Origin of the sequence: Bradyrhizobium sp. BR 1433, from assembly GCF_051547665.1 — a bacterium.
GTDB classification, from domain to species: Bacteria; Pseudomonadota; Alphaproteobacteria; order Rhizobiales; family Xanthobacteraceae; genus Bradyrhizobium; species Bradyrhizobium australafricanum.
The window spans coordinates 4,755,817-4,782,326 of sequence record NZ_JBPUGG010000001.1; the positions used below are offsets into that span (position 1 = coordinate 4,755,817).

17 protein-coding genes, 1 tRNA gene and 6 pseudogenes are annotated in these 26,510 nt (G+C 63.8%); 15 read left to right on the top strand and 9 right to left on the bottom strand.

Features of this window, described 5'->3' with window-relative positions; all coding sequences use genetic code 11:
- Window positions 1-21: 21 nt before the first annotated feature.
- Window positions 22-1,214 (bottom strand): annotated as a pseudogene (locus tag ACSKB9_RS22960) (serine hydrolase domain-containing protein).
- Between the two features lie 143 nt (window positions 1,215-1,357).
- On the bottom strand, window positions 1,358-2,998 hold the full coding sequence (locus ACSKB9_RS22965) for a flavin-containing monooxygenase (protein ID WP_438075957.1): 1,641 nt from the start codon (window positions 2,996-2,998) through the stop codon (window positions 1,358-1,360).
- 303 nt (window positions 2,999-3,301) lie between these two features.
- Between ACSKB9_RS22965 and ACSKB9_RS22970 the strand changes: the two genes are divergently transcribed.
- Entirely contained in the window at window positions 3,302-4,204 is a 903-nt protein-coding gene (locus ACSKB9_RS22970; protein WP_438075959.1) for a helix-turn-helix transcriptional regulator, read from the top strand.
- 19 nt (window positions 4,205-4,223) lie between these two features.
- Here ACSKB9_RS22970 and ACSKB9_RS22975 read toward each other — a convergent pair whose 3' ends face one another.
- A complete protein-coding gene (locus ACSKB9_RS22975) occupies window positions 4,224-5,180 on the bottom strand; it encodes an aldo/keto reductase (RefSeq protein ID WP_438075961.1) in 957 nt (318 codons plus the stop codon).
- A 22-nt stretch (window positions 5,181-5,202) separates the two neighbouring features.
- Window positions 5,203-6,384: an MFS transporter gene (locus tag ACSKB9_RS22980; protein ID WP_438075963.1), complete on the bottom strand. Its 1,182-nt coding sequence runs from the start codon at window positions 6,382-6,384 to the stop codon at window positions 5,203-5,205.
- Between the two features lie 100 nt (window positions 6,385-6,484).
- Here ACSKB9_RS22980 and ACSKB9_RS22985 point away from each other — a divergent pair, with 100 nt between their 5' ends.
- Window positions 6,485-7,441, top strand: coding sequence for a LysR family transcriptional regulator (locus ACSKB9_RS22985; protein WP_438075965.1), 957 nt, complete (start codon window positions 6,485-6,487; stop codon window positions 7,439-7,441).
- A 7-nt stretch (window positions 7,442-7,448) separates the two neighbouring features.
- Window positions 7,449-7,937, top strand: a complete 489-nt coding sequence (locus ACSKB9_RS22990) for an SRPBCC family protein (RefSeq protein ID WP_438075967.1) — start codon at window positions 7,449-7,451, stop codon at window positions 7,935-7,937.
- A 6-nt stretch (window positions 7,938-7,943) separates the two neighbouring features.
- On the opposite strand, the gene ACSKB9_RS22995 is transcribed toward ACSKB9_RS22990, so the two are convergent.
- Window positions 7,944-8,693, bottom strand: coding sequence for a class I SAM-dependent methyltransferase (locus tag ACSKB9_RS22995; protein ID WP_438075969.1), 750 nt, complete (start codon window positions 8,691-8,693; stop codon window positions 7,944-7,946).
- Between the two features lie 673 nt (window positions 8,694-9,366).
- Here ACSKB9_RS22995 and ACSKB9_RS23000 point away from each other — a divergent pair.
- The 6 genes and pseudogenes from ACSKB9_RS23000 to ACSKB9_RS23025 all read left to right on the top strand — a co-directional run.
- A pseudogene (locus tag ACSKB9_RS23000) lies at window positions 9,367-11,396 on the top strand (membrane-bound PQQ-dependent dehydrogenase, glucose/quinate/shikimate family).
- A gap of 235 nt (window positions 11,397-11,631) precedes the next feature.
- Entirely contained in the window at window positions 11,632-12,951 is a 1,320-nt protein-coding gene (locus ACSKB9_RS23005; RefSeq protein WP_438075971.1) for an Hsp70 family protein, read from the top strand.
- Window positions 12,952-13,083: 132 nt separating this feature from the next.
- Window positions 13,084-14,674 (top strand): annotated as a pseudogene (locus ACSKB9_RS23010) (ABC-F family ATP-binding cassette domain-containing protein).
- 172 nt (window positions 14,675-14,846) lie between these two features.
- Window positions 14,847-15,257 (top strand): hypothetical protein, encoded by a 411-nt coding sequence (locus ACSKB9_RS23015; protein WP_438075973.1) that lies wholly within the window; start codon window positions 14,847-14,849, stop codon window positions 15,255-15,257.
- A 287-nt stretch (window positions 15,258-15,544) separates the two neighbouring features.
- Window positions 15,545-16,181, top strand: a pseudogene (locus ACSKB9_RS23020) (flavodoxin family protein).
- Window positions 16,178-16,645, top strand: a pseudogene (locus tag ACSKB9_RS23025) (sigma factor); the annotation flags it as partial. The pseudogenes ACSKB9_RS23020 and ACSKB9_RS23025, both read left to right, overlap by 4 nt.
- A 7-nt stretch (window positions 16,646-16,652) precedes the next feature.
- Here the strand turns inward: ACSKB9_RS23025 and ACSKB9_RS23030 are convergent.
- Both ACSKB9_RS23030 and ACSKB9_RS23035 read right to left on the bottom strand, forming a co-directional pair.
- Window positions 16,653-18,401, bottom strand: a complete 1,749-nt coding sequence (locus tag ACSKB9_RS23030; protein ID WP_438075975.1) for an ATP-dependent nuclease — start codon at window positions 18,399-18,401, stop codon at window positions 16,653-16,655.
- A 266-nt stretch (window positions 18,402-18,667) separates the two neighbouring features.
- Window positions 18,668-18,757 (bottom strand) — tRNA-Ser (locus tag ACSKB9_RS23035).
- 212 nt (window positions 18,758-18,969) lie between these two features.
- Here ACSKB9_RS23035 and ACSKB9_RS23040 point away from each other — a divergent pair.
- Window positions 18,970-19,845 (top strand): alpha/beta fold hydrolase, encoded by an 876-nt coding sequence (locus tag ACSKB9_RS23040; RefSeq protein WP_438075977.1) that lies wholly within the window; start codon window positions 18,970-18,972, stop codon window positions 19,843-19,845.
- Window positions 19,846-20,311: 466 nt separating this feature from the next.
- On the opposite strand, the pseudogene ACSKB9_RS23045 reads toward ACSKB9_RS23040, so the two are convergent.
- Window positions 20,312-21,470: pseudogene (locus ACSKB9_RS23045) on the bottom strand (ROK family protein).
- Between the two features lie 440 nt (window positions 21,471-21,910).
- Between ACSKB9_RS23045 and rplU the strand changes: the two are divergent.
- The 3 genes from rplU to ACSKB9_RS23060 all read left to right on the top strand — a co-directional run bounded on the left by rplU (window position 21,911) and on the right by ACSKB9_RS23060 (window position 23,517).
- The gene (rplU, locus tag ACSKB9_RS23050; protein WP_016847849.1) at window positions 21,911-22,378 is read left to right on the top strand and encodes a 50S ribosomal protein L21; all 468 of its coding nucleotides are present in this window, start codon (window positions 21,911-21,913) and stop codon (window positions 22,376-22,378) included.
- 102 nt (window positions 22,379-22,480) lie between these two features.
- Window positions 22,481-22,750 carry a 50S ribosomal protein L27 gene (gene rpmA / locus ACSKB9_RS23055; protein WP_016847848.1) on the top strand — a complete coding sequence of 90 codons (270 nt, stop codon included), beginning with the start codon at window positions 22,481-22,483 and terminating at the stop codon, window positions 22,748-22,750.
- A 170-nt stretch (window positions 22,751-22,920) separates the two neighbouring features.
- Complete coding sequence (locus ACSKB9_RS23060; RefSeq protein ID WP_438075980.1) at window positions 22,921-23,517, top strand: GNAT family N-acetyltransferase; 597 nt, start codon at window positions 22,921-22,923, stop codon at window positions 23,515-23,517.
- Window positions 23,518-23,668: 151 nt separating this feature from the next.
- Here ACSKB9_RS23060 and ACSKB9_RS23065 read toward each other — a convergent pair whose 3' ends face one another.
- The gene (locus ACSKB9_RS23065; RefSeq protein WP_253605440.1) at window positions 23,669-24,583 is read right to left on the bottom strand and encodes a DMT family transporter; all 915 of its coding nucleotides are present in this window, start codon (window positions 24,581-24,583) and stop codon (window positions 23,669-23,671) included.
- A 227-nt stretch (window positions 24,584-24,810) separates the two neighbouring features.
- On the opposite strand from ACSKB9_RS23065, the gene ACSKB9_RS23070 reads away from it, so the two are divergent.
- Entirely contained in the window at window positions 24,811-25,290 is a 480-nt protein-coding gene (locus tag ACSKB9_RS23070; protein WP_076834607.1) for a MaoC family dehydratase, read from the top strand.
- Window positions 25,291-25,391: 101 nt separating this feature from the next.
- Window positions 25,392-26,441, top strand: a complete 1,050-nt coding sequence (gene obgE, locus ACSKB9_RS23075; RefSeq protein WP_038384668.1) for a GTPase ObgE — start codon at window positions 25,392-25,394, stop codon at window positions 26,439-26,441.
- The last annotated feature ends 69 nt before the right edge of the window (window positions 26,442-26,510 follow it).

Below are 26,510 nucleotides of genomic sequence, written 5' to 3' on the forward strand. Positions count from 1 at the left end.
GCACGCTCCGATTGGCTGTCCCTATCCCGCCTTGCGCAGCCTCAGGGATTCGTAGAACGCGGTCTCGAAATTGATGTAGCCGATAAAGGATGTCGGATCGCCAAACGGCAGGATCTGCGTCGCCCAGTATCCGCCAAAACCGTTCTGCCGATCGATCCAGTAGAACAGATTGGCGAGACCGGCCCAGCCGAGCGCGCCGGCGGGGCGGCCGGTCGGAGCCTGCTCCTCGTTGATCATGAAGCTCAGCGCCCAGGATTTCGACTGACCGGGAAGAACTCGGCGTCGTTGGCGAGCGAGGTGATCACGCCGGTGATCGCGGTGACCTTGTTGTTTCCGAGATGGTTCTTCTCCGCCATCCGCACGGTCTCGGCCTTGAGGACACGCCCGTGCTCGCCGGCGCCGTCGTTCAGCCACATCCGGATGAAGCGCATGTAGTCGCCGATGGTGCCGTAAAGCCCGTGGCCACCCATGTGGATCTCGGGATTGGCCGGCAGCTCGAAATCCATCGGCGTCAGCGAGCCGTCGGCGTTGCGGGCGTGGATGCCCGCCAGCTTGCGGCGCATCGCGTGGGTGAGCTCGAACGTCGTGTCCATGATCCCGAGCGGCTCGAAGATGCGTGTCTTGAAGACCTCGCCGAGCCGGCGGCCGGTGATGGCCTCGACGATCTGGCCGCACCAATCCATATTGGTGCCGTATTCCCAGCGCTCGCCCGGATCGAACAGCAGCGGCGTCATCAGCGAAGCCTTGGACGCCGTGATGACGCTGGGCTGCCCTTTCTCCTGCGCCAGCCGGTTATAGGTGTGATTGATGAAGTCGTAGCTCAGACCCGCGGAATGGACCATCAGCATGCGGGTGGTGATGTCGCGTTTCGGTGGACGAAGCCGCGGCTCGCCCTTGTCGTCAAAGCCCTCGATCACCTGGAGCTTGCCGATGTCGGGCGCATAGGTTTTGGCCGGCGCGTCGAGATCGAGCTTGCCTTCCTCGACGAGCTGAAGGACGGCCGTCCCGGTGATCGCCTTGGTCGTCGAGAAGATCGCGAACACGCTGTCGGCCGTCATATCGGCGGGCTGGTCGAGGCGGCGCTTGCCGGCGGCACCTTCATAGATGTTGCGATGGCGGTCGGTCACCATCGCAACGACGCCGGGAACGCGCGGGTTTGAAGTCACGACGCCATCGAGAATCGCATCTGCTGCTGCACTGAAATTCGTGCTCATTGTCTTCCTCCTGTGTTTTGTGATGTTGACCCGCGTAGCCCGGATGGAGCGGAGCGAAATCCGGGACCGGCGGCGCCGGGCGGCACAAGCCCCCGGATTACGCTTCGCTCCATCCGGGCTACGAGGTCCGAATGCGGTCGGCCTTACTGCGTGGCGAAGCCGCGATAGCCGCTCGCGGCGACTTCGTCGCATTTCTGACGGTAGGTGCCGACACCGCCGCAATAGGACAGCACCCGGCGCGGCTTGCCCTCGACATTGGAGCCCAGGTACCAGGAGTTGGTCTTGGCGATCAGCGTTGCGTTGGCGGTCTCATCGTGATGCGCCACCCACTGATCCTCGGTATCCCTGGTCGGCTCGATGACGTTCAGGTTCTTGCCGCGCAGATATCTGATGCAATCGGCGATCCACTCCACCTGCTGCTGCAGGCAGGTGGTCATGTTGCAGAGCGCGGCCGAGGGCGCGAGCGGCACCGCTGTCGTGAACAGGTTCGGATAGCCATGGACCTGCAAGCCCATCGTGGTGCGGATGTCCCTGCCCCAATCGTCCTTCAGCGATCGCCCGTCGCGGCCGCGGATATCGATCCGCGTCAACGCCCCCGTTCCGGCGTCGAAGCCGGTCGCCAGGATGATGACGTCGAACTCATGCACCGTGCCGTCGGCGGTCTGGATGCCCTCAGGCGTGATGCGGGCGATCGGATTGCTCTTGACGCTGACGATCTCGACATTGGGCCGGTGGAAAGCCTCGAGGAAGTTGCTCTCCAGCGGCACCCGGTGCGTGCCGAAACCGTAATCGGCGGGAATCAGCAGTTCGCACAGCTTGGGGTCCTTGATCCGCTCGCGCATCTTCTCGCGCACGAATTCGGTGATCTCGGCGTTGACGGCTTCGTCGAAGAACAGTTCGGCGAAGGACGAAACCCACAGTTTCAGGGATCCGTCGTTCCAGCAGTCCTCGATCACGTGGCGGCGCTGCTGTGGCGTCAGGTTGGCCCAGGCATGCTCGAAGTCGAATTCGAAGCCGGTGAACGTCTTCGGCAGCCGCTCGGTGAGGAACTTGAACTTCGACTTGTAGGCCTCGGCATCCGACGCACCCCATTTCGGGTTCTTCATCGGGATGATGTATTGCGGGGTGCGGATGAACACCTTGAGGTGGCCGACCTCACCGGCGATCGACTGGATCACCTGGATCCCGGTCGCGCCGTTGCCGACCACGCCGACGCGTTTGCCGGCGAGCTCGATCGGTCCCTTGGGCCAGCGCGCGGTGTGGAACAGCTTGCCCTTGAACGTCTCCTGTCCCGAGAAGGACACGTGCGGGGCCGAGAGCATGCCGCAGCAGGTGACGAGGAACTGGGTATCGATCACGTCGCCCTGGTCGGTCGCGACCTGCCAGCGTTGCGTCGCCTCATTGAAATGAGCGCTCTTCACCGTGGTGCCGAACTGGATGTCCTTCCTGAGGTCGAGGCGGTCGGCAACGTAGTTCAGCCAGCGCTCGATTTCCGGCTGGCCCGGGAAGCGCTCGCTCCAGCTCCAGCCTTTGTAGAGCTCCTCGGAGAACAGGTACTGATAGGTGTGGCCTTCGGAATCGAAGCGTGCCCCGGGATAGCGGTTCCAATACCAGGTGCCGCCGACGCCAGACCCGGCGTCGATCGCCTTCACACTCAGTCCCTGCTCACGCAGGCGGAACAATTGATAGAGACCGGCGACGCCGGCGCCGACGATCACGGCGTCGAGCTTGGTCGTTGCATGCGCACCATTGCTTCCATTCGACCTTGTGGCGGCCTCGTTCATGATTTCCTCCTGTGTCTGGCTTCTCGCACGCACCTTCCCACCCGCGGTGTCGCCGGATGATGGTGCGTTGCGTCAATTTGGGTCTCGGCCGCTCGCGCTATCGCCGAAACGCGGAGCAGGCTACGGGCCGTTCGGCCGCGCGGCTTGGACGAAACCGACAATCTCTGGAACGCTGCCGTTCAAGTGACCGACCGGCCATTGGTCTCCTTGGCAAACGGCGAAAGCGGCCTATTCTGCGGTCAGCCGTCCGGCCAAGAACAAGCGGTCAACCGCGCCACCAATCCCAGGGAGGAGGCTCGCGCGATGGGCCAGTTGATCACGGTCGAGGAGCTGCCGCGCTACGCTCCCGGCGAGATGAAGCTGGATAGTTTGTCAGTCGGGAGAAGCGATTTTCGGCTGCGAATTTTCCGCTATGCGCCGTCAGACATCTGGGTCCCGCCGTCGGCAAACTTCCTCCTGGTGCTCTATCGCGACGGCGTGACGTCGATGAACCGCCGCGTCACCGGCGCGTGGAAGCAGGATCACGTCGGTCGTGGCGTCACGTCGCTCATGACGCGCGCGGAGCCGTCAAGCTGGCATTGGAACAACGACATTGAGGTCAGCCATTTCTACATCTCGCCTGCCCTCATGACGAAGACCGCGAGCGATGCCTTCGACCGCGACGCCGAAACGATCGAGATTCACGACCTGCTCAAGGTCGAAGACCCAATGCTGACCTGGATCAACGATCAAATGGTCCAGGAAGTCGCCGCGGGCGGTCCCGGAGGGCGGCTCTGCTATGATGCGCTGGCGCTGCAGGCGAGCGTGCACATCTTGCGGAAATATGCGGCGATCGAGTTCAAGATGCCCTGCGCGCAAGGACGCTTTCGCCCGGCGCATGCCCGGCTGATCGAGGACTATATCGAGCAGAACATCTTCCGGAACATCACGCTGGAGGAGTTGGCGAACATCTGCAATTGCACGCCGGTCCAGTTCGCCCGCAAATTCCGCGTGCACTACGGCATGCGGCCGCATGCCTATGTCCTGCGGCGCAAGGTCGAGCATGCGTGCCAGCATCTGCGCAAGGACCGCGTCGCGCTGAAAGAGATCGCGCTGCTCGCCGGCTTTGCCGATCAAAGCCACCTCAATCGCGTGTTCCGGCAGCACATGAACGTCACGCCGGCGGAATATCGCCGGCAGGTCTGCGAGCACACTGTCCAGGCGTGAGACCGGGCCAGCGACGGACTCACACCGGTGACGGGTTCAACCGCGCAAAGCCTTCCTGGATTCGGTAGGGATAGTACGGATAGGCCGGCATCACCGCGCTCGCGCGGTCGAGACGCGCGATCTGGTCCGCCGAGAGCGACCATCCGACCGCGCCGAGATTGTCGCGCAACTGCGCCTCATCGCGGGCGCCAATGATCACGGACGAGACGCTCGGCCGCGTCAGCAGCCAGGCAATCGCGATCTGCGGCACGCTGCGGCCGGTCTCTGTGGCGACCGCGTCCAGCGCGTCGACGATCGCGTAAAGCTTTTCGTCGTCGACCGGCGGCCCGAATTGCGCGGTCTCGTGCAGGCGGCTGTTGGTCGGCAATGGCTGACCGCGCCTGATCTTGCCGGTGAGGCGGCCCCAGCCGAGCGGACTCCAGACCAGCGCGCCGACGCCCTGGTCGAGCGCGAGCGGCATCAGCTCGGATTCATAGTCGCGGCCGACCAGCGAATAATAGACTTGGTGCGCCACGTAGCGCGGCCAGCCATGCCGCTCGGCGACACCGAGTGATTTCATCAGATGCCAGCCGGAGAAATTCGAGGCGCCGACATAGCGCAGCTTGCCGGCGCGCACCAGCGTGTTGAGCCGGCGCAGCGCGGCGTCGACCGCCGCGACCAGACGGTATCGCGACGTTCCGGCATCGAGCGGACCGTCGCCCATCGGCAGGCCGGTCTTGGTCGAGATCAACACCCTGTCGCGGCGGCCCTTGATCGCGGCGCCGAGGATTTCTTCCGATGCGCCGTTCGAATAGACATCGGCGGTATCAAACAAATTGACCCCGGCCTCGAGGCAGATGTCGATCAGCCGTCGCGCCTCGCTGGCGTCGCTGCGGCCCCAGGCCGAAAACAGAGGTCCCTGTCCACCGAACGTGCCGGTGCCGAAGCTGAGCACGGGGACTTTCAGGCCGGATGCACCGAGATTGCGGTATTCCATGTTCATGCTCCCTTGATCCGATTCATTCCGCCGGGCATTGCGCGGCGAGCGCGATCGGCCGATCGAGGCGCAGGCTCCACAGTGCAAGCACCAGGCCGATTGCAGTGATGACGGCGGCCACCAACGGCAGCGCGCCGAGGCCGAGGCCGCGATCGATGGTGACGCCGCCGGCCCAGGCGCCGAGCGCGTTGCCGAGATTGAACGCCGCGATGTTCAGGCTGGAGGCCAGCGTCCGCCCTTCGACGCCGGCGGCTTCGAGCACGCGGAGCTGCAGCGGCGCCACGGTCGCGAACGCGGCGATGCCGAGAATGAACAGCACCACGACCGCCAATGCCTTGATCGGGACGACCGCCGTCAGCGCGACGAGCACGGCGGCGAGGCCACCGAGCGATACCAGCAGCGCCCGCGCAAGTCCCTTGTCGGCGAGCCGGCCGCCCGCGACGTTGCCGATCGCAAGGCCGGCGCCGAACACCAGCAGGATCGGCGACACCGCGGCGTCAGAGAAGCCGGTGAGCCGCGTCAGGATCGGCTGCACATAGGTGAAGACCGCGAACAGCCCGCCGAAGCCGAACACCGTCATGGCAAGTCCCAGCAGCACCTGCGGGCGGCCGAGCACGGCGAGCTCCTCGCGCAGCGGCGCGGGCTTGTCGTTGGCTCCGACATGGCCGGGGACGAGCACCGCCAGCACGATGAACGCGATCACGCCGATCGCCGCCACCGCCCAGAACGCCGCGCGCCAGCCGAGCATCAGGCCGAACCAGGCGCCGAAGGGCACGCCGAGCAGAGTCGCGACCGTGAGCCCGATGAACATCGTGGCGATCGCCGACGCGCGCTTGTCTTCCGGGACGAGGCTTGTCGCCACCACCGAGCCGACGCCGAAGAAGGTGCCGTGCGCCAGCGAGGTCAGAATGCGTGCCGCCATCAAAAGCCCGTAGCTCGGCGCCAGCGCACACGCTGCGTTGCCGAGCATGAAGATCGCCATCAGCGCCAGCAGTACCGCCTTGCGCGGCATCCGCCGTGTTGCCAGCGTCAGGATCGGCGCGCCGACGAACACGCCGAGCGCATAGCCGGAGATCAGCAGGCCTGCAGCGGATACGGATACCTGCATGTCGGCGGCGACCTGCAGCAGCAGTCCCATGATGAGGAATTCGGTGGTGCCGATACCAAAGGCACCGGCGGTCAAGGCAAGGACTGCAGCAGGCATGTGTCGCTCCGGACAAAAGGATTCCGCAAAGCGAGATAGCGGTCCGGGCGAGGAAGGATTAGAATGGCCGCAATCCAATCATTTGTGACTTGAATTCAAAATGGCCCGCACAGATACCAACCGCTCCGGCGAGATGGACGTATTCGTCCGCGTCGTCGATCTCGGCGGCTTCACGGCTGCAGCGAACAGCCTGCGCCAGACACCGTCCGGCGTCAGCAAGCTGGTCTCGCGGCTCGAGACCCGGCTCGGCACGCGGCTGGTCAACCGCACCACGCGCAAGCTGCAACTCACGGAGGAAGGCCAGGCCTTCTACCAGCGCGCCCAGCGCATCCTCGCCGATATCGACGAAGCCGAACGCGAGGCCGCCTCATGCGTGCCGCGCGGGCATCTCACCGTGAACAGCAACATCCCGTTCGGCATGCTGCATGTGATGCCGCTGCTGTCGCGCTTCATGCGCGAGCATCCCGACATCACGCTCGACATCGTGCTGACCGACACGCTGGTCGATCTGATGCAGGCACGCGCCGACGTCGCGATCCGCGCCGGCCCGCTCGGGGCCTCGCGGCTGATCGCACGCAAGCTCGGCACCAGCCGCATGGCGGTGGTCGCCGCGCCGTCCTATCTCACCCGCTTCGGCACGCCGAAGACGCCGGCCGACCTTGCCGGCCATCGCGGCATCGGCTGGACCTTTCCGCGCAGCATCCGAGGCTGGCCGTTCCGCCGCGCCGAGAAGATCGAGGAAGCGCTGCCGCCGCCGGTCGCCCGCGCCAGCGACGGCGAGACCGCGCGCCAACTCACGCTCGGCGGCATCGGCGTGGCACGGCTGGCGCTGTTTCATATCGGGCCCGACATCGAGGCCGGTCGTCTGGTGCCGGTGCTGCAGAATCTCAACCCCGGCGATCGCGAGGACATCCACGCGGTCTATGTCGGCCATGCCGGCCCGCTGCCGGCCCGGGTGCGCGCCTTCATCGATTTTCTTGCGCAACACATCCGCATCGGCGATCCCTCGCTGCGGCGCGGCGCCGATGGAAAATGGAAGGTCGTGGGCGACAAGTGAGCATTCGATGACGCACGAGCCCCCGGCCTTTCAGTCCGTCACCGAAACGATCCGCATCGCTGCCGAGCCAAGGCAGGTGTGGGACGCGATCATGGACTCCAAAGCGGGCGAGAGATGGCGCAACGCGCATTTCAGGACCGATTGGCGGATCGGCGCGCCGATCGAGATCGAGGCGGAGATCGGCACAAAGCGCTATCGCGACAGGGGCCGCGTCCTCCATGTCGAGCCGCCGATGCGGCTCGAATACTCCTATTGGTCGCAGGTCTCCGGCCTGCCGGATGTTCCGCAATCCTATGCAACGATCACGATGACGCTCGTGCCTGACGGCGGCGAAACGGTGCTGACCGTCACCCAGCAGGTGCCGCCTTCGCCGATCCGCCGCGGAAGCGGCTGGGAAATCGGGCCTGACTCAGGCGCCAAGCATGTTTCCTTCTACTGGCGCATGACGCTGCCGCGCCTGAAGCAGGCGGTCGAGCAAGGACGCGCCGCGCAATAGCGTGGTCTAGATCCGCTTCAGCAAGAAGAGCTGCGTGACGTAGGGAAACACCACTTCGTCGGCGTCGCCGAGACCGGCTTCGCGCAGGATATTGTCGGTTTTGTCGCGCAGGATCGCCTTCTCCGCATCGGGCAAATTGGCGACATAGCTCGTCGATGCGATGCGCTCGAAGACGTCCTGTCGCTTCATCCGGTGCGGATGGTCCTGCACGATTTCCCTCTCAAGCACGAAGCGCGGGTCCTTCAGGATCCAGCGCCAGCGTCCGGTCCGCTGCCGGGGCGTGTCGCCCGCATAACCCTCGATCATGATGGACAACGCGTCGACCCACGGCGTGCGGTCATCCCGGTTGTTCCAGACCAGCGCAAGCGTCCCGCCGGGATGCAGCAGCCGCGCGATCTCGGCGACCGACGCCTCGTTGTCGAACCAGTGAAACGCCTGGGCGCAGGTGACGAGGTCGACGCTGCCGGTTTCGAGGTTGATCGCATCGGCGCGCGTGTTGATGACCTCCACTCCAGCTTCCTTGGCCAGGCTGGCCGACATCTCGGCGACGGGCTCGACGGCGACCAGGCGCGCGGTTGCCGGCAAATGCTGCAGCAGCAGGCGGGTGAACTTGCCGGTTCCGGCACCGAGGTCGACAACACAGCGCGCGGCAGCAAGCGGCAGCGCGGCGACAATCTCCGCAGGGTAGCTCGGCCGGCCCGCCTCATAGGCGGCGACCGCGACGCGATAATTCTCGGCAGTGGGGTTCAGTGTCATTGTTGCTTCTCCTGCGTGCCAACCATCCGCGGAACGGTATAGAGCAGCGCCTGCACAGGACTGGAAGAGCGCGTCGATTCAAAGATTCGCTGAAGACCTCACACCTTTGCGTCAGCCCCGCAGCTCCACTGCTCCCTGTTGAAGGTGCGCGCATTTTGAATGATTTGCTTCGGCGGGCTTCGCATAGCAACCTTACGCGCTTGTGGCGCCCCAACATCGCAGTTCCAGGTTGCAAGTTGCGGTTGGCTGAACGACAGTCCGCGACGGCGGACGCGGTCTGTCGCGCTTGTGCGGGACAAGCCCGATCCCGCCCCGCACCGGAGCGACCATGCAGCGATCCAGGGCAGTCTTCATCACGGCTATCGTCTACGCCCTGATCGGCCTGGTCCTCGCGGGCGGCGGCATTTGGCTCGCCGCACTGGGTGGATCGATCTTCTACACTGTCCTCGGCGTCGGCATTCTCGCCACGGCAGCGCTACTGCTGGCGCGGCGCCATCAGGCGCTCTGGCTGTTTGCGATCGTGCTGCTCGGCACGCTGGCGTGGGCCGTCTATGAGGTGCGGTTCGACTGGTGGCCGCTCGCGGCGCGTGGCGACATCATCTTCCCCATGGCGCTGTGGCTGCTCACGCCGGTGATCGTCCGCGCGCTGACACGAAGCGGGCCGGTGCCTTACATGCGCGCAACGGCGCCACTCTGGATCGGCGTCGTCGCTGCTGCGGCGGTGCTCATCGCCGGGCTGCTGTCCAGCTATCACGACATCAACGGCACGATTGCCGAGTCCGGCTCTGCCGTGCCGCAAAGCGAAGCCGAACCGCAGCCGGACGGCGACTGGCGCGCCTATGGACGCACGCAATTCGGACAACGCTATTCGCCGCTGAAGCAGATCACGCCTGACAATGTCGGCAACCTCAAGGTCGCCTGGACCTTCCGCACCGGCGACGTGAAGACACCAGACGATTCCGGAGAGACGACCTTCGAGGTCACCCCGATCAAGGTGCGCGATACGCTCTATCTCTGCTCGCAGCACCAGGTGCTGTTCGCGCTCGACGCCAAGACCGGTACGGAGCGCTGGCGCTACGACCCCAGGCTCGTGCACAACAAGACGTTCCAGCACATGACCTGCCGCGGGTCTCTTATCACGAAGCCGCGCAGGGCGCCGTCGACTCTGGCGGCAATCCGGCGCCGGCCGAATGCCCGCGGCGGATATTTCTGCCGGTCAATGACGGCCGCATGATTGCGCTCGATGCCGACAGCGGCAAGCTCTGCGATGGTTTCGCCGATCACGGCATCCTCGACCTGCAGCAAGGCATGGGGATCAAGACCGCCGGCTTCTTCGAGCCGACGTCGCCGCCGGTCGTCAGCGACAAGATCCTGGTCGTGGCCGCCGCGGTGATCGACAATTATGCGGTCGAGGTGCCGTCGGGCGTGATCCGCGGCTTCGATGTCTATACCGGCAGGCTGGTCTGGGCCTGGGATTCCGGCGCGGCGGACGAGAACGCATTGCCGTCGCCGACGCGTCATTACACCAACGGGTCACCGAATTCCTGGATCACGGCCTCGTTCGATCCGAAATTGAATTTGGTCTACATCCCGACCGGCAACAACGGACCTGACATCTGGGGCGGCAATCGCGATGCGCTGGTCGAGCGCTATTCCAGCGCCATCGTCGCGCTGGACATCAACACCGGCAAGCGCGCCTGGTCGTACCAGACCGTGCATCATGATCTCTGGGACATGGACGTTCCCTCGCAACCGAGCCTGGTCGATGTGACGACGGCCAAGGGCGTCGTTCCCGCGCTGATCCAGCCGACCAAGGTGGGCAACATCGTCGTGCTCGACCGCAGGACCGGCGAACTGATCGTGCCGGCGCCGGAACGCGCAGTGCCGCAAGGGCCCGCGCCCGGCGACCGCTCTGCACCGACCCAGCCGTTCTCCGAACTGACCTTCCGCCCGGAGGCGAAGCTGACCGGCGCCGACATGTGGGGCGGCACGATCTTCGATCAGCTGCTGTGCCGGATCATGTTCCACCGCTTGCGCTACGAAGGCACCTTCACGCCGCCGTCGTTGCAGGGCACGCTGGTCTTCCCGGGCAATCTCGGCATGTTCGAATGGGGCGGCATCGCGGTCGATCCTGTCAGGCAGATCGCCATCGCCAATCCGATGTCGTTGCCGTTCGCCTCCAGGCTCATTCCGCGCGGCCCGCAGAATCCTCCGGCGCCGACAGCCGAGAAACCGGTCGGCAGCGAGGTCGGGGTGCAGCCGATGTACGGCACGCCGTTCGGCGTCGGCATCTCGAGCTTCCTCTCGCCGCTCTCCGTGCCGTGCTACCGGCCGCCATGGGGCTCGATGGCCGCGATCGATCTGAGGACGATGAAGATCGTCTGGCAGCATCCCAACGGCACGATCCGGGACACCACGCCGCTGCCGCTTCCATTCAAGATGGGCGTGCCGATGCTGGGCGGGCCGATCACCACCGCCGGCGGCGTTGCGTTCTACACCGGGACCTATGAGTACACGATCCGGGCCTACGATGTGCGCAACGGCAAGGTGCTCTGGGAGGATCGCCTTCCGGCCGGCGCGCAATCGACGCCGATGAGCTACGAGGCTGGCGGCAAGCAATACGTGGTCACCGCGGCCGGCGGCCACGGCTCGTTCGGCACCAAACGCGGCGACTACGTCATCGCCTACGCATTGAAGGATTGAGCCGCGTCATCGAGGCCTTCCTTCTCCTTCCCGAAGGTCGGGATGGGGGTCAGCCGCAGGCGATGCTCTCTGCGGAGTGCGCGGATCCCGACCCGCTTTGCTCTGGCGAGCAAAGCGACCTCCCCTTGCCAAGGGGAGGCGGAACTGGCCCAACTGGATAGCGTCCAGACGGGTTGGCAAATCCGGCCAAAGCCGCTAAACGTCCGCCCCCTTTCACAGACAATCCGAGCATGACATGTCGAGCGCCCCGCCCGCCGTCTCGATTGGCGTCGATTTTGGCACCAGCAACACCGTGGTCGCGCTGTCCGACGGCGACGGCCGCGTCGAGGCGATCCGCTTCGACCACGGCGGCCGCACGCATAGCGTCTATGTGTCCGCGCTGTGCTTCTGGGAGGAACGGCCGGGCGCCGGCCTGCATCCGCGCGCCGAGGGCGGCCCGTGGGCGATCGAGCAGTTCCTCGAGGGACGCACGATCCATCGCTTCATCCAGTCGTTCAAGACGTTTGCGGCGAGCTCGGCCTTCAATACCACCCAGATCTTCCGGCAACGCTACAAGTTCGAGGACCTGCTCGCGGCGTTCCTGCGCACGCTGACGCGGCATGCCGGCGAAGGATTCGATCTCGGCGCGCCGACCATCATGGTCGGCCGACCGGTACGCTTTGCGGGCGGCAATCCCAATGACGAGCTCGCGATGCAGCGCTACCGGGCTGCGTTCGAGCGGCTCGGCGCCGGCCATGCGCGCTACGTCTACGAGCCGGTCGGCGCGGCGTTCTCCTTCGCGCGCACGCTGGACCACGATGCCACCGTGCTCGTCGCCGATTTCGGCGGCGGCACCAGCGACTTCTCCGTAATGCGGTTCTCGCGCAAGGGCGGCGTGCTGCGCGCCGAACCGCTGGGCCACGCCGGCATCGGCATCGCCGGCGACACCTTCGATTACCGCATCGTCGACCACATCGTCTCGCCGCGGCTCGGCAAGGGCACCAGCTACCGCTCGTTCGACAAGGTGTTGCCGATCCCCAATCACTATTATTCGAGCCTCGCCCGCTGGCATCAGCTCGCGATGATGCGGGGCAATGGCGATTTGCGCGAGTTGCAGCAGCTCGCGCGCACCGCGCTCGATCCGGCGCCGCTGCACGATTTCATCACCATCGTCGACCACGATCTCGGCTTCGCGCTTTATCGCGCCGTGTCCGACACCAAGGTCGCGCTGTCGAGCCGCGACCGCGTCGAGTTCCGTTTCGCCCGCGAAGGCATCGATATCGGCGCGACCGTGACGCGCGACGATTTCGAATCCTGGATCGCCGACGACATCGAACGGCTCGGCGCGACGGTGGACGAGGCGCTGGCCCAGGCGGGCATCACCGCGCGCGACGTCGAGAAGGTGTTCCTGACCGGCGGCACCTCGTTCGTGCCGGCCGTGCAGCGCCTGTTCGCCGAACGTTTTGGCGCGGCACGGCTGACCTCGGCGGATCAATTCGAATCGATCGCCTACGGTCTCGCTTTGATCGGCCACACCCCAGATCCCGACCGCTGGACCTTCGCCGAAGCGGCGTGACGATACGCTTCGCGCCTTGATCCTGCCTTCACAGGCGACTACATCAGTTCAATCATCAATCCCTGAGGATGCCGACGGCCATGGATTTCACCCTGACAGCAACGCCCATCAGCCTTGCCCTCGGGGATATTCATGCCTGCATCGATCGCGCTCTCTCGTCTGACCCTGTCCGCGCCTGACGGCCGGGTTCTCCTTTCCAACATCGATCTGAACTTCGGACCCGAACGCACCGGCCTTGTCGGCAGGAACAGGCGTCGGGAAGACGACGCTGCTCAGCCTGATCGCGAGGGTGCGCACGCCGCAATCCGGCACCGTCTCGGTTCAGGGACGCGTCGGGATGTTGCATCAGACGGTTCAGCTGGAGCCGGATGAACGCGTCGTCGACCTGTTCGACGCGCGCCGCGCATTGGCCGCGCTACGTCGTGCCGAACAGGGCCTTGCGAGCACCGAGGAGATTGCCGACGTCGACTGGACGCTCGACACGCGCATCGCGGCCGCGCTCGAGCGCGTCGGACTGAACGATGCACTCGACGCGCCGCTGGCGACGCTGTCCGGCGGCCAGGCGACCCGGGCGCGGCTCGCCGCGCTGACCTTCGCACAGCCCGACTTTCTGCTGCTGGATGAGCCGACCAACAATCTCGACCGTGCGGGACGCAAGGCGGTGATCGACCTGCTCGCCGACTGGCGGCACGGCGCCATCATCGTCAGCCACGACCGCGAATTGCTGGAGACGATGGATGCGATCGTCGAACTGACATCGCTGGAAGCCAGGCGGTACGGCGGCAATTGGAGCCAGTATCGCGCACGCAAGGCCATCGAGCTGTCGGCAGCACGACACGATCTGGCCGATGCCGAGAAGCGCGTCGCCGAGATCGACCGTAACACAAGAGAAGCCAACGAACGGAAGGCGCGCAAGGACGGCGCGGGTGCAAGGAAGCGCGCCAAGGGCGATCTGCCGCGCATCGCCGCCGGGCTGCGCAAGGACCGCAGCGAGGACAGCGGCGGCGAGAACGCCCGCCTCGCCGAACGACGGCGGACGCAAGCGCTCGAACTTGCCATCGCGGCGCGGCAACGCATCGAGGTGCTGCAACCGTTTGCGGTGCAGCTGCCCTCGACGCATCTGCCGGCGAGCAGGATGGTGCTGCGGATCGACGCGGCCGACGTCGGCTACGGCGCGGACGCGCCGATCCTGCGTGACGTCACCTTCTCCATGTCCGGTCCGGAGCGCGTCGCGATCACTGGCTCCAACGGCGCCGGCAAGACGACGCTGCTCAAGCTCGTCAGCGGCGACCTGACCGCGGCGCGCGGCACCGTCGAGGTGATGACCCGGTTCGCCATGTTCGATCAGGCGGTCAGCCTGCTCGATGCGTCGGCCTCCATCCTGGAGAATTTCCGGCGCATCAATCCGGATGCCGGCGAGAATGCCTGCCGCGCGGCGCTGGCGCGATTCATGTTCCGCGCCGATGCCGCGCTGCAGCCCGTTGCGAGCCTCTCCGGCGGCCAGTTGCTTCGCGCCGGTCTTGCCTGTGTGCTGGGCGGCGTGAGGCCGCCGCCTTTCCTGATCCTCGACGAGCCGACCAACCATCTCGACATCGAATCGATGGAAGCGGTCGAGGCCGGCTTGCGCGCCTATGACGGCGCGCTGCTGGTCGTCAGCCACGACGAGGCCTTCCTCGAGGCCATCGCGATCACGCGCAGACTGGATCTCGCGTCGTGGAGGTGACGCGGAGAGCGGAGCAATCGCCTTTACGCAATCAACGTGTCGAATGACAAACCGTGGTCAGGAATTGAACAGCCGAGCACGCGTCGCCTTGGGGTAGGTCGTAAGGCGCGGTGCTCGGCTGTCAGGCCGCGCGGCGGTGCGGCCATCCCGACAGCCACGCTCGCTCGTCCCCATGAGCGAGGCCGCCGGATCTCAATCTCGCCTGTTGCTAAATCCGCGCCGTCGAATGGAGCGCGTTTCTCCAAAGGGCAAATGCGACGAAGCCAGCGAGCAACAAAAAGCCGCCACCGGCCGCGATCAAGACATGCGCGAGCGTCATCTTGGAACATCCCAATTGAAAGGCTTCATGCGGAGCGATATGCGCCGCAACCTGGCAATCAAAAGCACTTCAAAATTGATTTGCCCCGCCGGCCGCCGCCGGACAGCCCGAAAGGTGGCTGGCACTGCGCTCTGCCCACCCTTCGATTTCAGAGCGGTCGTCCAGCCACTCGGCTGTTGCCGCTCATCGTGCGGTTCGTCACACCGCTCAACTGTCACGAGGATAATCGATAAAACTTTATCGACAATCGAAAGGAAAAATTAAGGTTACCGGCGCCACCGCGCTAGGTTCGACCTCGCTGCCGACACCCGGTGATGATGGATGGGATTGTCGGGATCAACCTTCGGCGAGGGTCGACCGACCCCGACGCGACCGCGGCTCCCGCCAAAATATCGAAAACAACCCCATGCAAAGGAGCCGGCGGCCACCGCTCCGGCCTACGTGGCGGTCAATTGGGGCAACATCCTCCGGACGAACGTTCGGGAGGGCATGTCACGTTTCGAACGCGCTGCCTTGTCTTGGCTTCTGCAACGGCAGCAGCAGAGGACAGCATGCATACACTCGGAACCGGAGGCGGTCGTACCCTGATCGCAATCGTCTATCATAGCGCCTACGGCCATACCCGGCGGCAGGCGGAGGCCGTCAGGTCCGGCATCCAGGATATCGATGGGGCAGAGGCGCTTCTGGTGCCCGTCGAGATCGTGGAACAGAACTGGGATCGGCTGATGGATGCGGAAGCGCTGATCTTCGGCACGCCTACCTACATGGGTGCCGCCTCCGCGGCCTTCAAAGCCTTTCAGGAAGCAACGTCACGCGCGGTGATGTCCAACGGCTATCGCTGGAAGGACAAGCTCGCGGCAGGCTTCACCAATTCGGGGGCACACGCCGGCGACAAGCTGTCCACATTGATCCAGCTTGCATTGTTCGCCGCACAGCATGGCATGCATTGGGTCAATCTCGACCTGCCCCGGGGAACAACTCCGCATCGGGATCGCAAGCCGATCCGAACAGGCTGGGGTTCTGGCTGGGAGCCGGGTACAGTCGAACACCGACGAGGGCGCGGACACCGCCCCGCCTGACTCCGATCTCGCAACCGCCCGCCACCTGGGACAGCGGGTGGCGAAGACCGCGCTTCAGTTCGTACGCGGCCGTGACGCGGCCTCGGTGCCCGTTCCGGTGGCGTCATGACAGATGCAGCTGAACCGTCAGCTGCCGAGATCTTCGCCGAGTTGCGGCCACGCCTGATCCGGCTGGCCTATCGGATGCTGGGCTCGGTCGCCGACGCAGAGGATGTCGTGCACAGCGCCTGGGTACGCTGGCTCGCTGCCGATCGCGATCAGATGCGCGATCCCAAGGCAGTCTTGCACACCATCGTCACCCGATTATCCCTCAACGAATTGAAATCCGCACGGCGCCTGCGTGCCGCCTATGTCGGACCGTGGCTCCCCGAACCATTCTTCGACCCCGAAGCAGAGGAAGCGGCGGACGATCTGATCCTGCCGTTGATGATTGCCCTGGAACGCCTGTCGCCTTTGGAGCGGGCGGCCTTTCTGCTGCATGACGTGTTCGGATTGGGGTTCGATGCCGTATCCGAGACGATCGGGCGCGAGGCTGCGACCTGCCGCAAGCTTGCCAGCCGCGCACGCGCGCATAAGGCCGTTACGAGTTCGCTTTCTGAATACGCGAAACTAGGTCTTGAATATTCCGCTTTAGATCAAGCGTCCCCAAATCAAGCTGTCCTCCTACCACAAATTTAGCCACCCGGACTTTGTCGACTCTTGTCTCCAAGTTTTTTGCGCGGTTTCCGCTCGTTCCAACGGGCCAAAAATGAAGCGCGTGAGTATATTGGCCTTGGTCGGGAGCCGAATGATATCGGCCGGCATACACTTGCTTCACCGCGTTCTGAAGGACGTCAAAGGGCACGTAGTTTTCGATCTCTCGTCCTTTTGTAATCCAAACGAGCGCGCCGCCCTGCTTTAGTTCTTCAGACACTCGCAGTTTCGTATCGTTCACCTTCGCGTGCGAGGATGCTTTGTCGCTATCCATTACTACGCAGAGCTTTTGGTTAAGCGAACGCAACCGGATGAATTCTGTCACCTCGTCGTCTTGTGCGGACAGGTGGCTTAGCAGACGCCCCCCGTAGAACATAATTGAGTAGTGGATGCCTTCAACCAAGGTCGGGTCGGCAGTGTGAATCCATGCTCGAAGGTAAATTCGGTCCGATGGACCTTCTACCCAAACTACAAAATTCGATTGAACTATATCCGACGCTCTGATTCCAAGATCTTCGCAGATAGCGAACCGATCACTTCGCAGCACGGATTCTCTAATTCGCGTTTGGATGCCGTCATTAGTTACGTGGAAGATTGCCGCCCCGGCAGTATCAATGAAGCTCGCAGAATGTGTCGCTATGAAGTATTGGTTCGACGTATTGGCGTGCAGGTAGGATATAAGCTTGCGCTGCAGCAGGGGATGTAGGTGGGTCTCCGGCTCTTCGATGCAAACGATATGCTGATCGCTTATCGTGCAGAAGGCAGCAATCATTATGACTTCGTGTATGCCCGTTCCGAGGTTGATGAGAGGGAGCACCTTGTTGTCCATATGAACCAAGATGTGTTTTCGGTTGTGGGGAATCTCAATCTTGGCGTCTTTTCGACCGACGACTGTTTGCAGGAACGAATTTATCTTCTCAAACAGAACTAGTTCGTCTCTCTTGTCGTGATCAGGACTTTGGAGCTCGGCGAGCCGAGCGATCAAGCCGCGCCCGCTAAAATCGTCAAATTGGTCCGAGGTGTCGCCTATCTGCCGGTGCGTCGGTATGAAGCCTATCGGGGGCAAATGCTCCGGTTGGGCTTCATAGAAGAGAGATACCGTTTGCGGTATCCAATGGTTTATCAGGTCGCCGCCCTGCATTTGCTTCAAGTTGGCCCAAAGCGAATGCCACTCATGTTGGTCGAACAAACTCCTCAGTTGGCCCATCTTGCTTGGAGAAATGACTGGCCCCTTCTTGGGGACCACCCAAATTGTACGATCGGGCTCTCCAAGGACGCGACAAATCGCCGAGATTTTATCTTGGAAGCGACGTTTCATTTCAGGGTTCAGTCGATCAAATACGGTCCGTATAAACCGATCGGGGGTCCAGCCTATAGCAAAGTCCAACTCCCCTGTTTTTTCTCCGGTGTATCGATCGATTCTGTCGGCGGTCGTTTTGATGTTTCCTGCGGCACCCAGATATCGGTGAATGAAGTCCAGTATCGTGGACTTGCCAGAATTGTTGGCGCCTACAAAGAAATTGAAGCCCTTAAACGGGCCGAGTTTCTGTTGTTCTGGACCGATCCCTCGAAAGAATCGTATTGCCAAACCTTCGAGATAAACGGGCAGTTGCTTAGACGATGTATCGGAAGGCACTCGTTGTTCTCTCCCAAGGGTCCTTGGCAGCCTAAAGTGGTGCACGCGGGCCACTCAATATCGAATGGTGCGCGATTCCCCTTATCAATCTGTAGATGCAGCGCAGCGGAAGCTGTGCCGCTACGGGCGGACTTCCGGACGTTTGGTCCGATCGCGCCTTTCGAAGTGGGGATGCGGAGAGACAGCGGACGAATGAGACGAATGAAGTGAGTCAGGCAGGGGCCCGCAAGCTAAAATCAAAAAACTCTAATAATTACAATTTGATATGGCGGAGAGGGAGGGATTCGAACCCCCGATAGGCTTGCACCTATGCCGCATTTCGAGTGCGGTGCATTCAACCACTCTGCCACCTCTCCGATGGCCCGGGTGATTTGCGCCACCCGCGGTCGGGGCGTGTTCTAGGCGAGGACGGCGGGACAGACAAGGCGCTGCAATAATATTTCCGTCACCGCTGCCTCGTACCGCCGAAACATCGGGCCAACATGAGAAAGTGCGCGGAAACAAGGCGCTAGCAGGACACCTCGGGTTCGTCGGCGCGCGAGCGAACCAGCCGGAGCAGGAGCGGGCCATGGAGCATGTGACGATTCGAGCCAATGGCGCGGCGTTCCACGTCGCGCGGACCGGGACGGGCAAGCCGCTGCTGCTGTTGCACGGCTGGCCGGAATTCTGGCTGACCTGGGAGCCGGTGATGGCGCGCCTCGCAGGCCGCTACGCCCTAATCGCCCCCGACTTGCGCGGCTTCGGCGACAGCGACAAGCCGCAAGGCTCACATGGAGGAGCGTACGGCCCCGACCAGCATACCGACGACATGCTGGCGCTGCTGGACGCGCTCGGCATCGGCAAGGCCGGCGTGGTCGGCCACGACGTCGGCGGTGCCGTGATGCAGCCCCTCGCCCGCAAGGCGCCCGACCGCATCGCCGGACTATTTTTGTTCGATTTCGTCTATCCCGGCATCGGGCCGCGGATGGCCGCGCCCGACCGGCTGAATCACATCTGGTACCAGTCGTTCCACCAGATGGAGATGGCGCCCGCGCTGGTCGGCGCCAGCAGAGACAGCTGCCGCACCTATATCGGCCATTTCCTGCACCACTGGTCGCACCGCAAGGCCGCGTTCGACGACGTGATCGAGGATTTCGCCGACAATTTCTTCAAGCCCGGCAATCTCGCCGGCGGCTTTGCGCATTATCGCGCGTCACACGCGGCGCGCGTGAAGATGATGCAGGGCGAAGCCCCGGCGCTGCCGCCGATCACTGTTCCGACCTGCATCCGCTGGGCCGAGCACGATCCGCTGTTTCCCTATGCCTGGACCGACCGATTGGGCGAGACCTTCTCCAATCTGGACCTCGAGATGTTTCCCGATGTCGGGCATTTCCCGCATCGCGAGGACCCCGACCGCGCGGCCGCCGAGATCGCCGGCTTCTTCGAGCGGATCAATTGGAGGTAGAAGTGGTGGGACCGCCAGGACGCGACAAAAACTGGCGGTCCCGTGCCGCTTCTTAATATTGCTGGCCGGGAAGTGCGGCTTCGCCGGTCGGCGGGAGCGACACGGGCCACGGTAGCGAGCGACGTCGAAACGGCAACGCGAACCCGATCTTAACCTAACCGATCAACCTTACCGTGCGTAATCCGCGGCCGCTGGATCTGCGGATGGAGGTGCCCCGGATTTCGCGGAGCTTGTCATCGGGCGCGCATTCGCGCGACCCGTTGGCTGCATCCGGGCTACGCATGCTTACCTCCCCTTGAAAGGGGAGGTCGCTTTGCTCGCCAGAGCAAAGCGGGTGGGGATCTGCTCTCTCCGCAAACAGCATCGCCTGCGGCTGACCCCCATCCCGACCTTCCCCCTTTCAGGGGGAAGGAGAAGGCAGACCGTAGACCGGATGGAGCGCGCGCGATCGCTGAATCCTGACGGCTCAGGCATCGGCCTTCCTGGCTTTTTTGGCCTTTTTCTCGCTCTTTTCGTTCTCGTCGTCCTTGTCTTTCTTCTCGGCCTTCTTCTCGTCCTTGCCGTTCTCTCGCTTGCGATTGGTGTAGCGGGCATTGCCAAGCCCGGTTCCGATCGTCAGCACGCCCCAGCGCGCGACGTCCTGCATGAACGGGACCTCGGCCAGCCCCTGCACCACGCCGTCATTATGCATCACGATCGCGGTGTCATGATCGCCGATCTGCGGGATCGCCTCGACCAGGCTCGCCGGCAAGTTGAATTTGCTGCTCTCCCAATTTCCGGGCAGGTTCTGCGCCCCCTTTTCGATCGATCCGTCCTCATTGATGACGCCGGGACAGGCGATGCCGATGAACGGCGCGAGCTTGAGATTCTCCTTCTCGGCGGCGGCAATCAACTCCTTCAGCATCTTCACCAGCCGCTTCACCGCGCCTTCGCGCGTCGGCTCGTCATCGGCGTGGCGCCACAGCTCCGATTTCCAGACCGCCGCCTTGGAGAGATCGGGCGCCTTCTTCCAGCGCGAACTCGACCACGCCGCAGCGGATATTGGTGCCGCCGATGTCGACGGCGAGGACGCCGTCATGGGCCTCGAAAATCCACGATGGCGCGAGATGCAGCGTGCCGATCAGCCCGGCATCGTCGGGATGAAAGCGGATCGGCAGCAAATCGACCTTGAAGTCCTCCGACTTCAGGATGATCTCGGTGCGCGCGATGGCGAGTTCGCCGAGCCTGGAGTCGCGGAAGCCGCCGCCGACCACGATGCGCTCGGTCTTGGCCCAGGCCTTGGTGTTGAGGAAGCGCCGTGTCACATGGGCGAGCTCCTGCGCAAACTCCTCGATCGCGCTATGCACGACCGCGGAGGCCTCGGTGTCGTCGCCGACCAGCAACTCATCGAGCTTCTTCTTGCTGATCTTGTCCGACGGCTCGTCGCCGAACGGATCTTCGTCCGACTTGCGCAGCGGCTTGCGCCAGCGGTCGAGGATCTTGCGGAACGCACCCTTGGAGGCGCGATCGCCGAGAAAGCCCTCGTCGTCCTTCAGCTCGATGTTGAAGCTGTCGATGTCGACAGACGGCAGCCGCGCGGCACCGTGGTGCGCGATGCCCGTGGTCAATCCAGTGTCTTCGGCCATTTGCCCGTGCCTGCCCGCTTGAGGTCGGGTCGTTAACGGCGGGGAACCCGATTGGTTGCTTGCGCGCCGGCGCCATTCGATGGACGGAATTACCGGCGAAACCGGCTCCTCGGGTGCGGCGGACACACTGGGCCAGCCCGCGCCAGGCCATCCGTCGCCAGACCGGACCGCGGCTCAGGCGCAGGCTTGAGTCGCCAATCCGGGCCAAAACCATGCCAAACCCTTCATTTTTGGCCGGTTTTTGCGCTACCTTGACTCTCGGTCGTTTGCGGCTATAAGTCCCCCCATCCGGCGCGGGGATTTCTCGCGCCGATCGTTTTTGTGCGGACCATTTGGGAATTCATTCCCTTCGCACGAGACACGCAACCCATAGCGACTGAACAAAAAGCCGACCCGGGCGAACCGTCCGAGGCCGGGATCGAACACGAAGGAATCAAACGATGTTCGCAGTCATCAAAACCGGCGGCCGGCAATACCGTGTCGTTCCGAATGATGTACTCGAGATAGGCAAGATCGCCGGCGATGTCGGCACGATCGTGCAGCTTGGCGAAGTTCTGGTGCTCGGCGGTGATACGCCGGTGCTGGGAACGCCCACCGTGGCAGGCGCGTCCGTTGCAGCCGAAGTGCTGCAGCACAAGCGCGGCGCCAAGGTGATCGCGTTCAAGAAGCGTCGCCGCAAGAATTCACGCCGCAAGCGCGGCTATCGCGACGAGCTCACGGTGCTTCGCATCACCGAGATCCTCGCCGATAACGCCAAGCCGACCGTCGGCCCGCGGCCGAAGAAGGAAAAGGTCGCAGCGCCCGCCGATGGCGAGGACGCAGCGCCGAAGGCGGCCAAGAAGAAGGCGCCCGCAAAGGCGCCGGCCGCCAAGAAGGCTCCGGCCAAGAAGGCCGCGGCCAAGGCTTAAGAAGAAGTGATCGTCGCGCTTTCAGATGTGAAGCGTGACAAAACGTGAAATGATTCCGTCAAGGAATTGATCTAGAGATCAAAGCGAAGTCGGAGACGAGCCATGGCTCACAAAAAAGCAGGCGGTTCATCGCGCAACGGGCGTGATTCCAAGGGCAAGCGCCTTGGCATCAAGGCGTTCGGTGGCGAGCGCGTGATCCCCGGAAACATCATCGCGCGTCAGCGCGGCACCACCTGGCATCCTGGCCTTAATGTCGGCATGGGCACCGATCATACTCTCTTCGCCAAGGTCGAGGGTCATGTCGAGTTCCGTGCCAAAGCCAACGGCCGCACGTTTGTATCGGTTATTCCGATGGCAGAGGCGGCCGAGTAGACGGTGGACACACATGAGTCCGCCGGGTCCTGTTGAACCGGCGGAGTCGCAAAGGGCTCCAAGGGGAGGCGGGATGACCGGCCTCCCCTTTTGTTGCGCGCGTTCCACTTCGACCGCGCGTGACGTTCCAAGCGTTGCGTACCGATTTTTTCGCATCACAGGAGCTCGACATGTTGCAGGACATCCCGACGCCGACCTTGCGTGAGGCAAGAGCTTGCGTCCTCGAGACAGAACGGCTGACATTGCGCAAGCCGACGCTCGCGGACGTAAAAGCAATCGAACGCCTCGCCAATGACCGCCGCATCGCGGAGAACACCCGCCGCCTGCCGCATCCCTATACCCAGGACGACGCCATCGACTTCGTGCGCGCGCTCGGCGCCGGCGGGCGCGAAACCGTTTTCCTGATCGAGAACAATCACACGCCGATCGGCATGGTCGGCATCGACTGGCGCGAGGAGACATCGGCCGAACTCGGCTACTGGCTCGGCGTCGACTATTGGGGCCAGGGCTTCGGCACCGAGGCTGCGCGCGCGGTGATCGATTACTTCTTCGAGGAGTTCGATCTCGACCAGCTGATCTCGGGCGCCCGCGTCGTCAATCCGTCGTCGCGCAATATCCTCGAGAAGTGCGGCTTCCAGTGGGGCGGCGTCGAGCTGCACCGCTTCGAGGCGCTGGGCTCCTCGAGCCCGGTCGACTGCTTCCGCCTGTCACGCGGTGTCTGGACGTCGCTGAAGCGCTGGAACAACTCGACCCGGCGGGAGAGCTGAGACCCGATCCACAACAACGGTCGTCGTCCCCGCGAACGCGGGGACCCATAACCACAAATGGACATTGCTCGGCCGAGCTGTGGCTTCAGCCTGTGCAGCAATCAGCATCGGTGGTTATGGGTCCCGGCTCAAGGCCGGGACGACAATGCGGTCACGCCGGCGGATTCACCGCGGAGTCCGGGCGTCCAAGCTGTTGCTCGCGCACGAAGATGTAGAGGCCGGCCGCGATGATAACAGCGGCGCCGATGATGGTGGCCCAGGACGGCACGTCGCCGAACACCACGAAGCCGAAGATCACCGCCCAGACGATCATCGAATACTGGTAGGGCACCACCACGCTCGCCGGCGCGAGCTTCAGCGAACGATTGACGCAAAGCAGCGCCGCGACCGAGATGATGCCGGCGGTGAAGAACAGCACGAGGCTGCCGGCTGACGGCGTCACCCAGCCGAACGGCGAGAGCACGAGGCCCAGGATGAAGGTGCCGCCGAATTGCGACGTCGCCAGCACGATATCGGGCGTCGCGCGCAACGAGCGCGTGATCAGCATCAGCACCGCAAACGACAGGCTGCCGCCAAGCGCGATCATCGCCGGCCAGCTGATCGTCTGCGCCGACGGCCGGAGCGCGATCAGCACTCCGCAAAAGCCGACCAGGATCGCGGTCCAGCGCCGCCAGCCGATATGCTCGCCGAGCACGAGGCCCGACATCGCGGTGACGAAGATCGGTCCGGCGAGGTAGTAGGTGATGACGTCGGCGAGCGGCAGATAGACCGTCGCCAGGAAGAACGCCGCAACCTCCACCGTCGACAGCGTGACGCGCAGCAATTGCAGCCACGGCCGTTCCAGATGCAGGAAATCCGCGCGCCGCTGCCACACGATCGGCAGCAGCACGAGCAGCGCCGCGCAGGCGCGCAGCCACAGCAATTGCCCGACCGAATAGGTCGCGACGATGAATTTGCCCATCGCGTCGCCGAACGAGAACATGAAGATCGACAGCAGCATCAACCCGATGCCGGCGAGCCGCGCCGACCGGTCGTCGTAGGAGGACAGCTTTGCGAACAGGCTCATGAATCGACTTGCGCTTTCTTTTGTCGGGCCTGGCCAACGACGGAGTCGCTTCCGCTCGCTTGGCCAAGGACAGCGTCGCTTCCGCTCGCCTATGCCCGAGTCGTCCGGTTTTAAAGACGTGGATGCCCGCGACAAGCCCGGGCGTGACGAATTGAACGGATTGCCGCACCTGCGTCGCTGCGATACCGGTAGCTGATCCCGGCAACAAAAAGAGCAGGAAACGCCGCATGAGCGACTTCGACCCCACCCAGCATCGCATGGTCCCCGCGCAGCGCTGGTTCGAGGATTTCGTGCTCGGCGAGCGCTTCGTGATTCCGAGCCGGACCCAGACCTCGGCCGTGTTCGCGGCGTTTCAGACCGCCAGCGGCGATACCCATCCGATCCATTACGACGTCGAATATTGCCGCGCGCGCGGCATGCCTGATTTGCTCGCCCACGGCTTCCAGACCCTGGTGCACACCGCGCCCGGCGCGGGATTGTTCCCCTATGTCGTGGAGGAGTCGCTGATCGGCTTCCTCGAGCAATCGAGCAAGTTCCTGAAGCCGGTCTATGCCGGCGATACCATCTACCCCGCGCTGGAGGTGATCGAGCTGTCACCGGGCAAGACCACCGGCGTCGTGACGCTGCGCTCGACCGTCCACAACCAGCGCCGCGAGCTGGTGCTGGAGGGGATGCAGAAATTCCTGGTCCGGCGGCGGCCGAGTTAGCCGCAAGGGCCGTAAAAAGGCCCGAAAATTAAGGCTTTTCGCTGAAGTCAGGGCCTTTCCGGGTTGCCGCCGCGGCCACCCTGCCCTAACTAGTGAAAATCATGAAATTCCTCGATGAAGCCAAGGTCTATATTCGCTCGGGCGACGGCGGCAACGGCTGCGTCGCGTTCCGGCGCGAGAAGTTCATCGAGTTCGGCGGTCCCTCCGGCGGCAATGGCGGTCGCGGCGGTGACGTCATCATCGAGTCCGTCGACGGACTGAACACGCTGATCGATTACCGCTACCAGCAGCACTTCAAGGCACAGAAGGGCACCAATGGCATGGGCAAGGACCGCCATGGCGCCAACGGCAAGCCGATCGTGCTGAAGGTGCCGGTCGGCACCCAGGTGTTCGACGAGGACCGCGAGACCCTGCTGCACGACTTCACCGAACTCGGCGAGAAATTCGTGCTGGCTGAAGGCGGCAATGGCGGCTTCGGCAACGCGCATTTCAAATCCTCCACCAACCGCGCGCCGCGCAACGCCAATCCCGGCGCGCCCGGCGAAGAGCGCTGGATCTGGCTGCGGCTGAAGCTGATCGCCGATGCCGGCCTGGTCGGCCTGCCCAACGCCGGCAAATCGACCTTCTTGTCGGTGGTCAGCGCGGCACGGCCGAAGATCGCCGACTATCCCTTCACCACGCTGCATCCGCAGCTTGGCGTGGTGAATTTCGGCGGCCGCGAATTCGTGCTCGCCGACATCCCCGGCCTGATCGAGGGCGCGCATGAAGGCGCCGGCCTCGGCGACCGCTTCCTCGGTCACGTCGAGCGCTGCCGCGTGCTGCTGCATCTGGTCGATGCGACCTGCGAGCATGCCGGCAAGGCCTACAAGACGGTGCGCACCGAGCTCGAAGCCTATGAGGGCCATCTCGCCGACAAGATCGAGATCGTCGCGCTCAACAAGATCGACGCGGTCGCGCCCGACGAACTGAAGAAGCAGAAGGACCGCCTCAAGCGGGCGGCGAAGAAGACGCCGCTGTTGCTGTCAGGCGCGACCGGCGAAGGCGTGCAGGACGCGCTGCGCGCGCTGGTCGACGTGATCGGCGAAGCGCCGGTGTCCAACAAGGCCAAGGGCCAGGCGGAGCCGTGGGCGACGCCGGTGCCGCAGGGTTGAACGGCACAAGCCGCGCAACGCCTGGACTTCCCAAGCCACATTGTGGCGTCTATTGCTTCCACCTTCCTG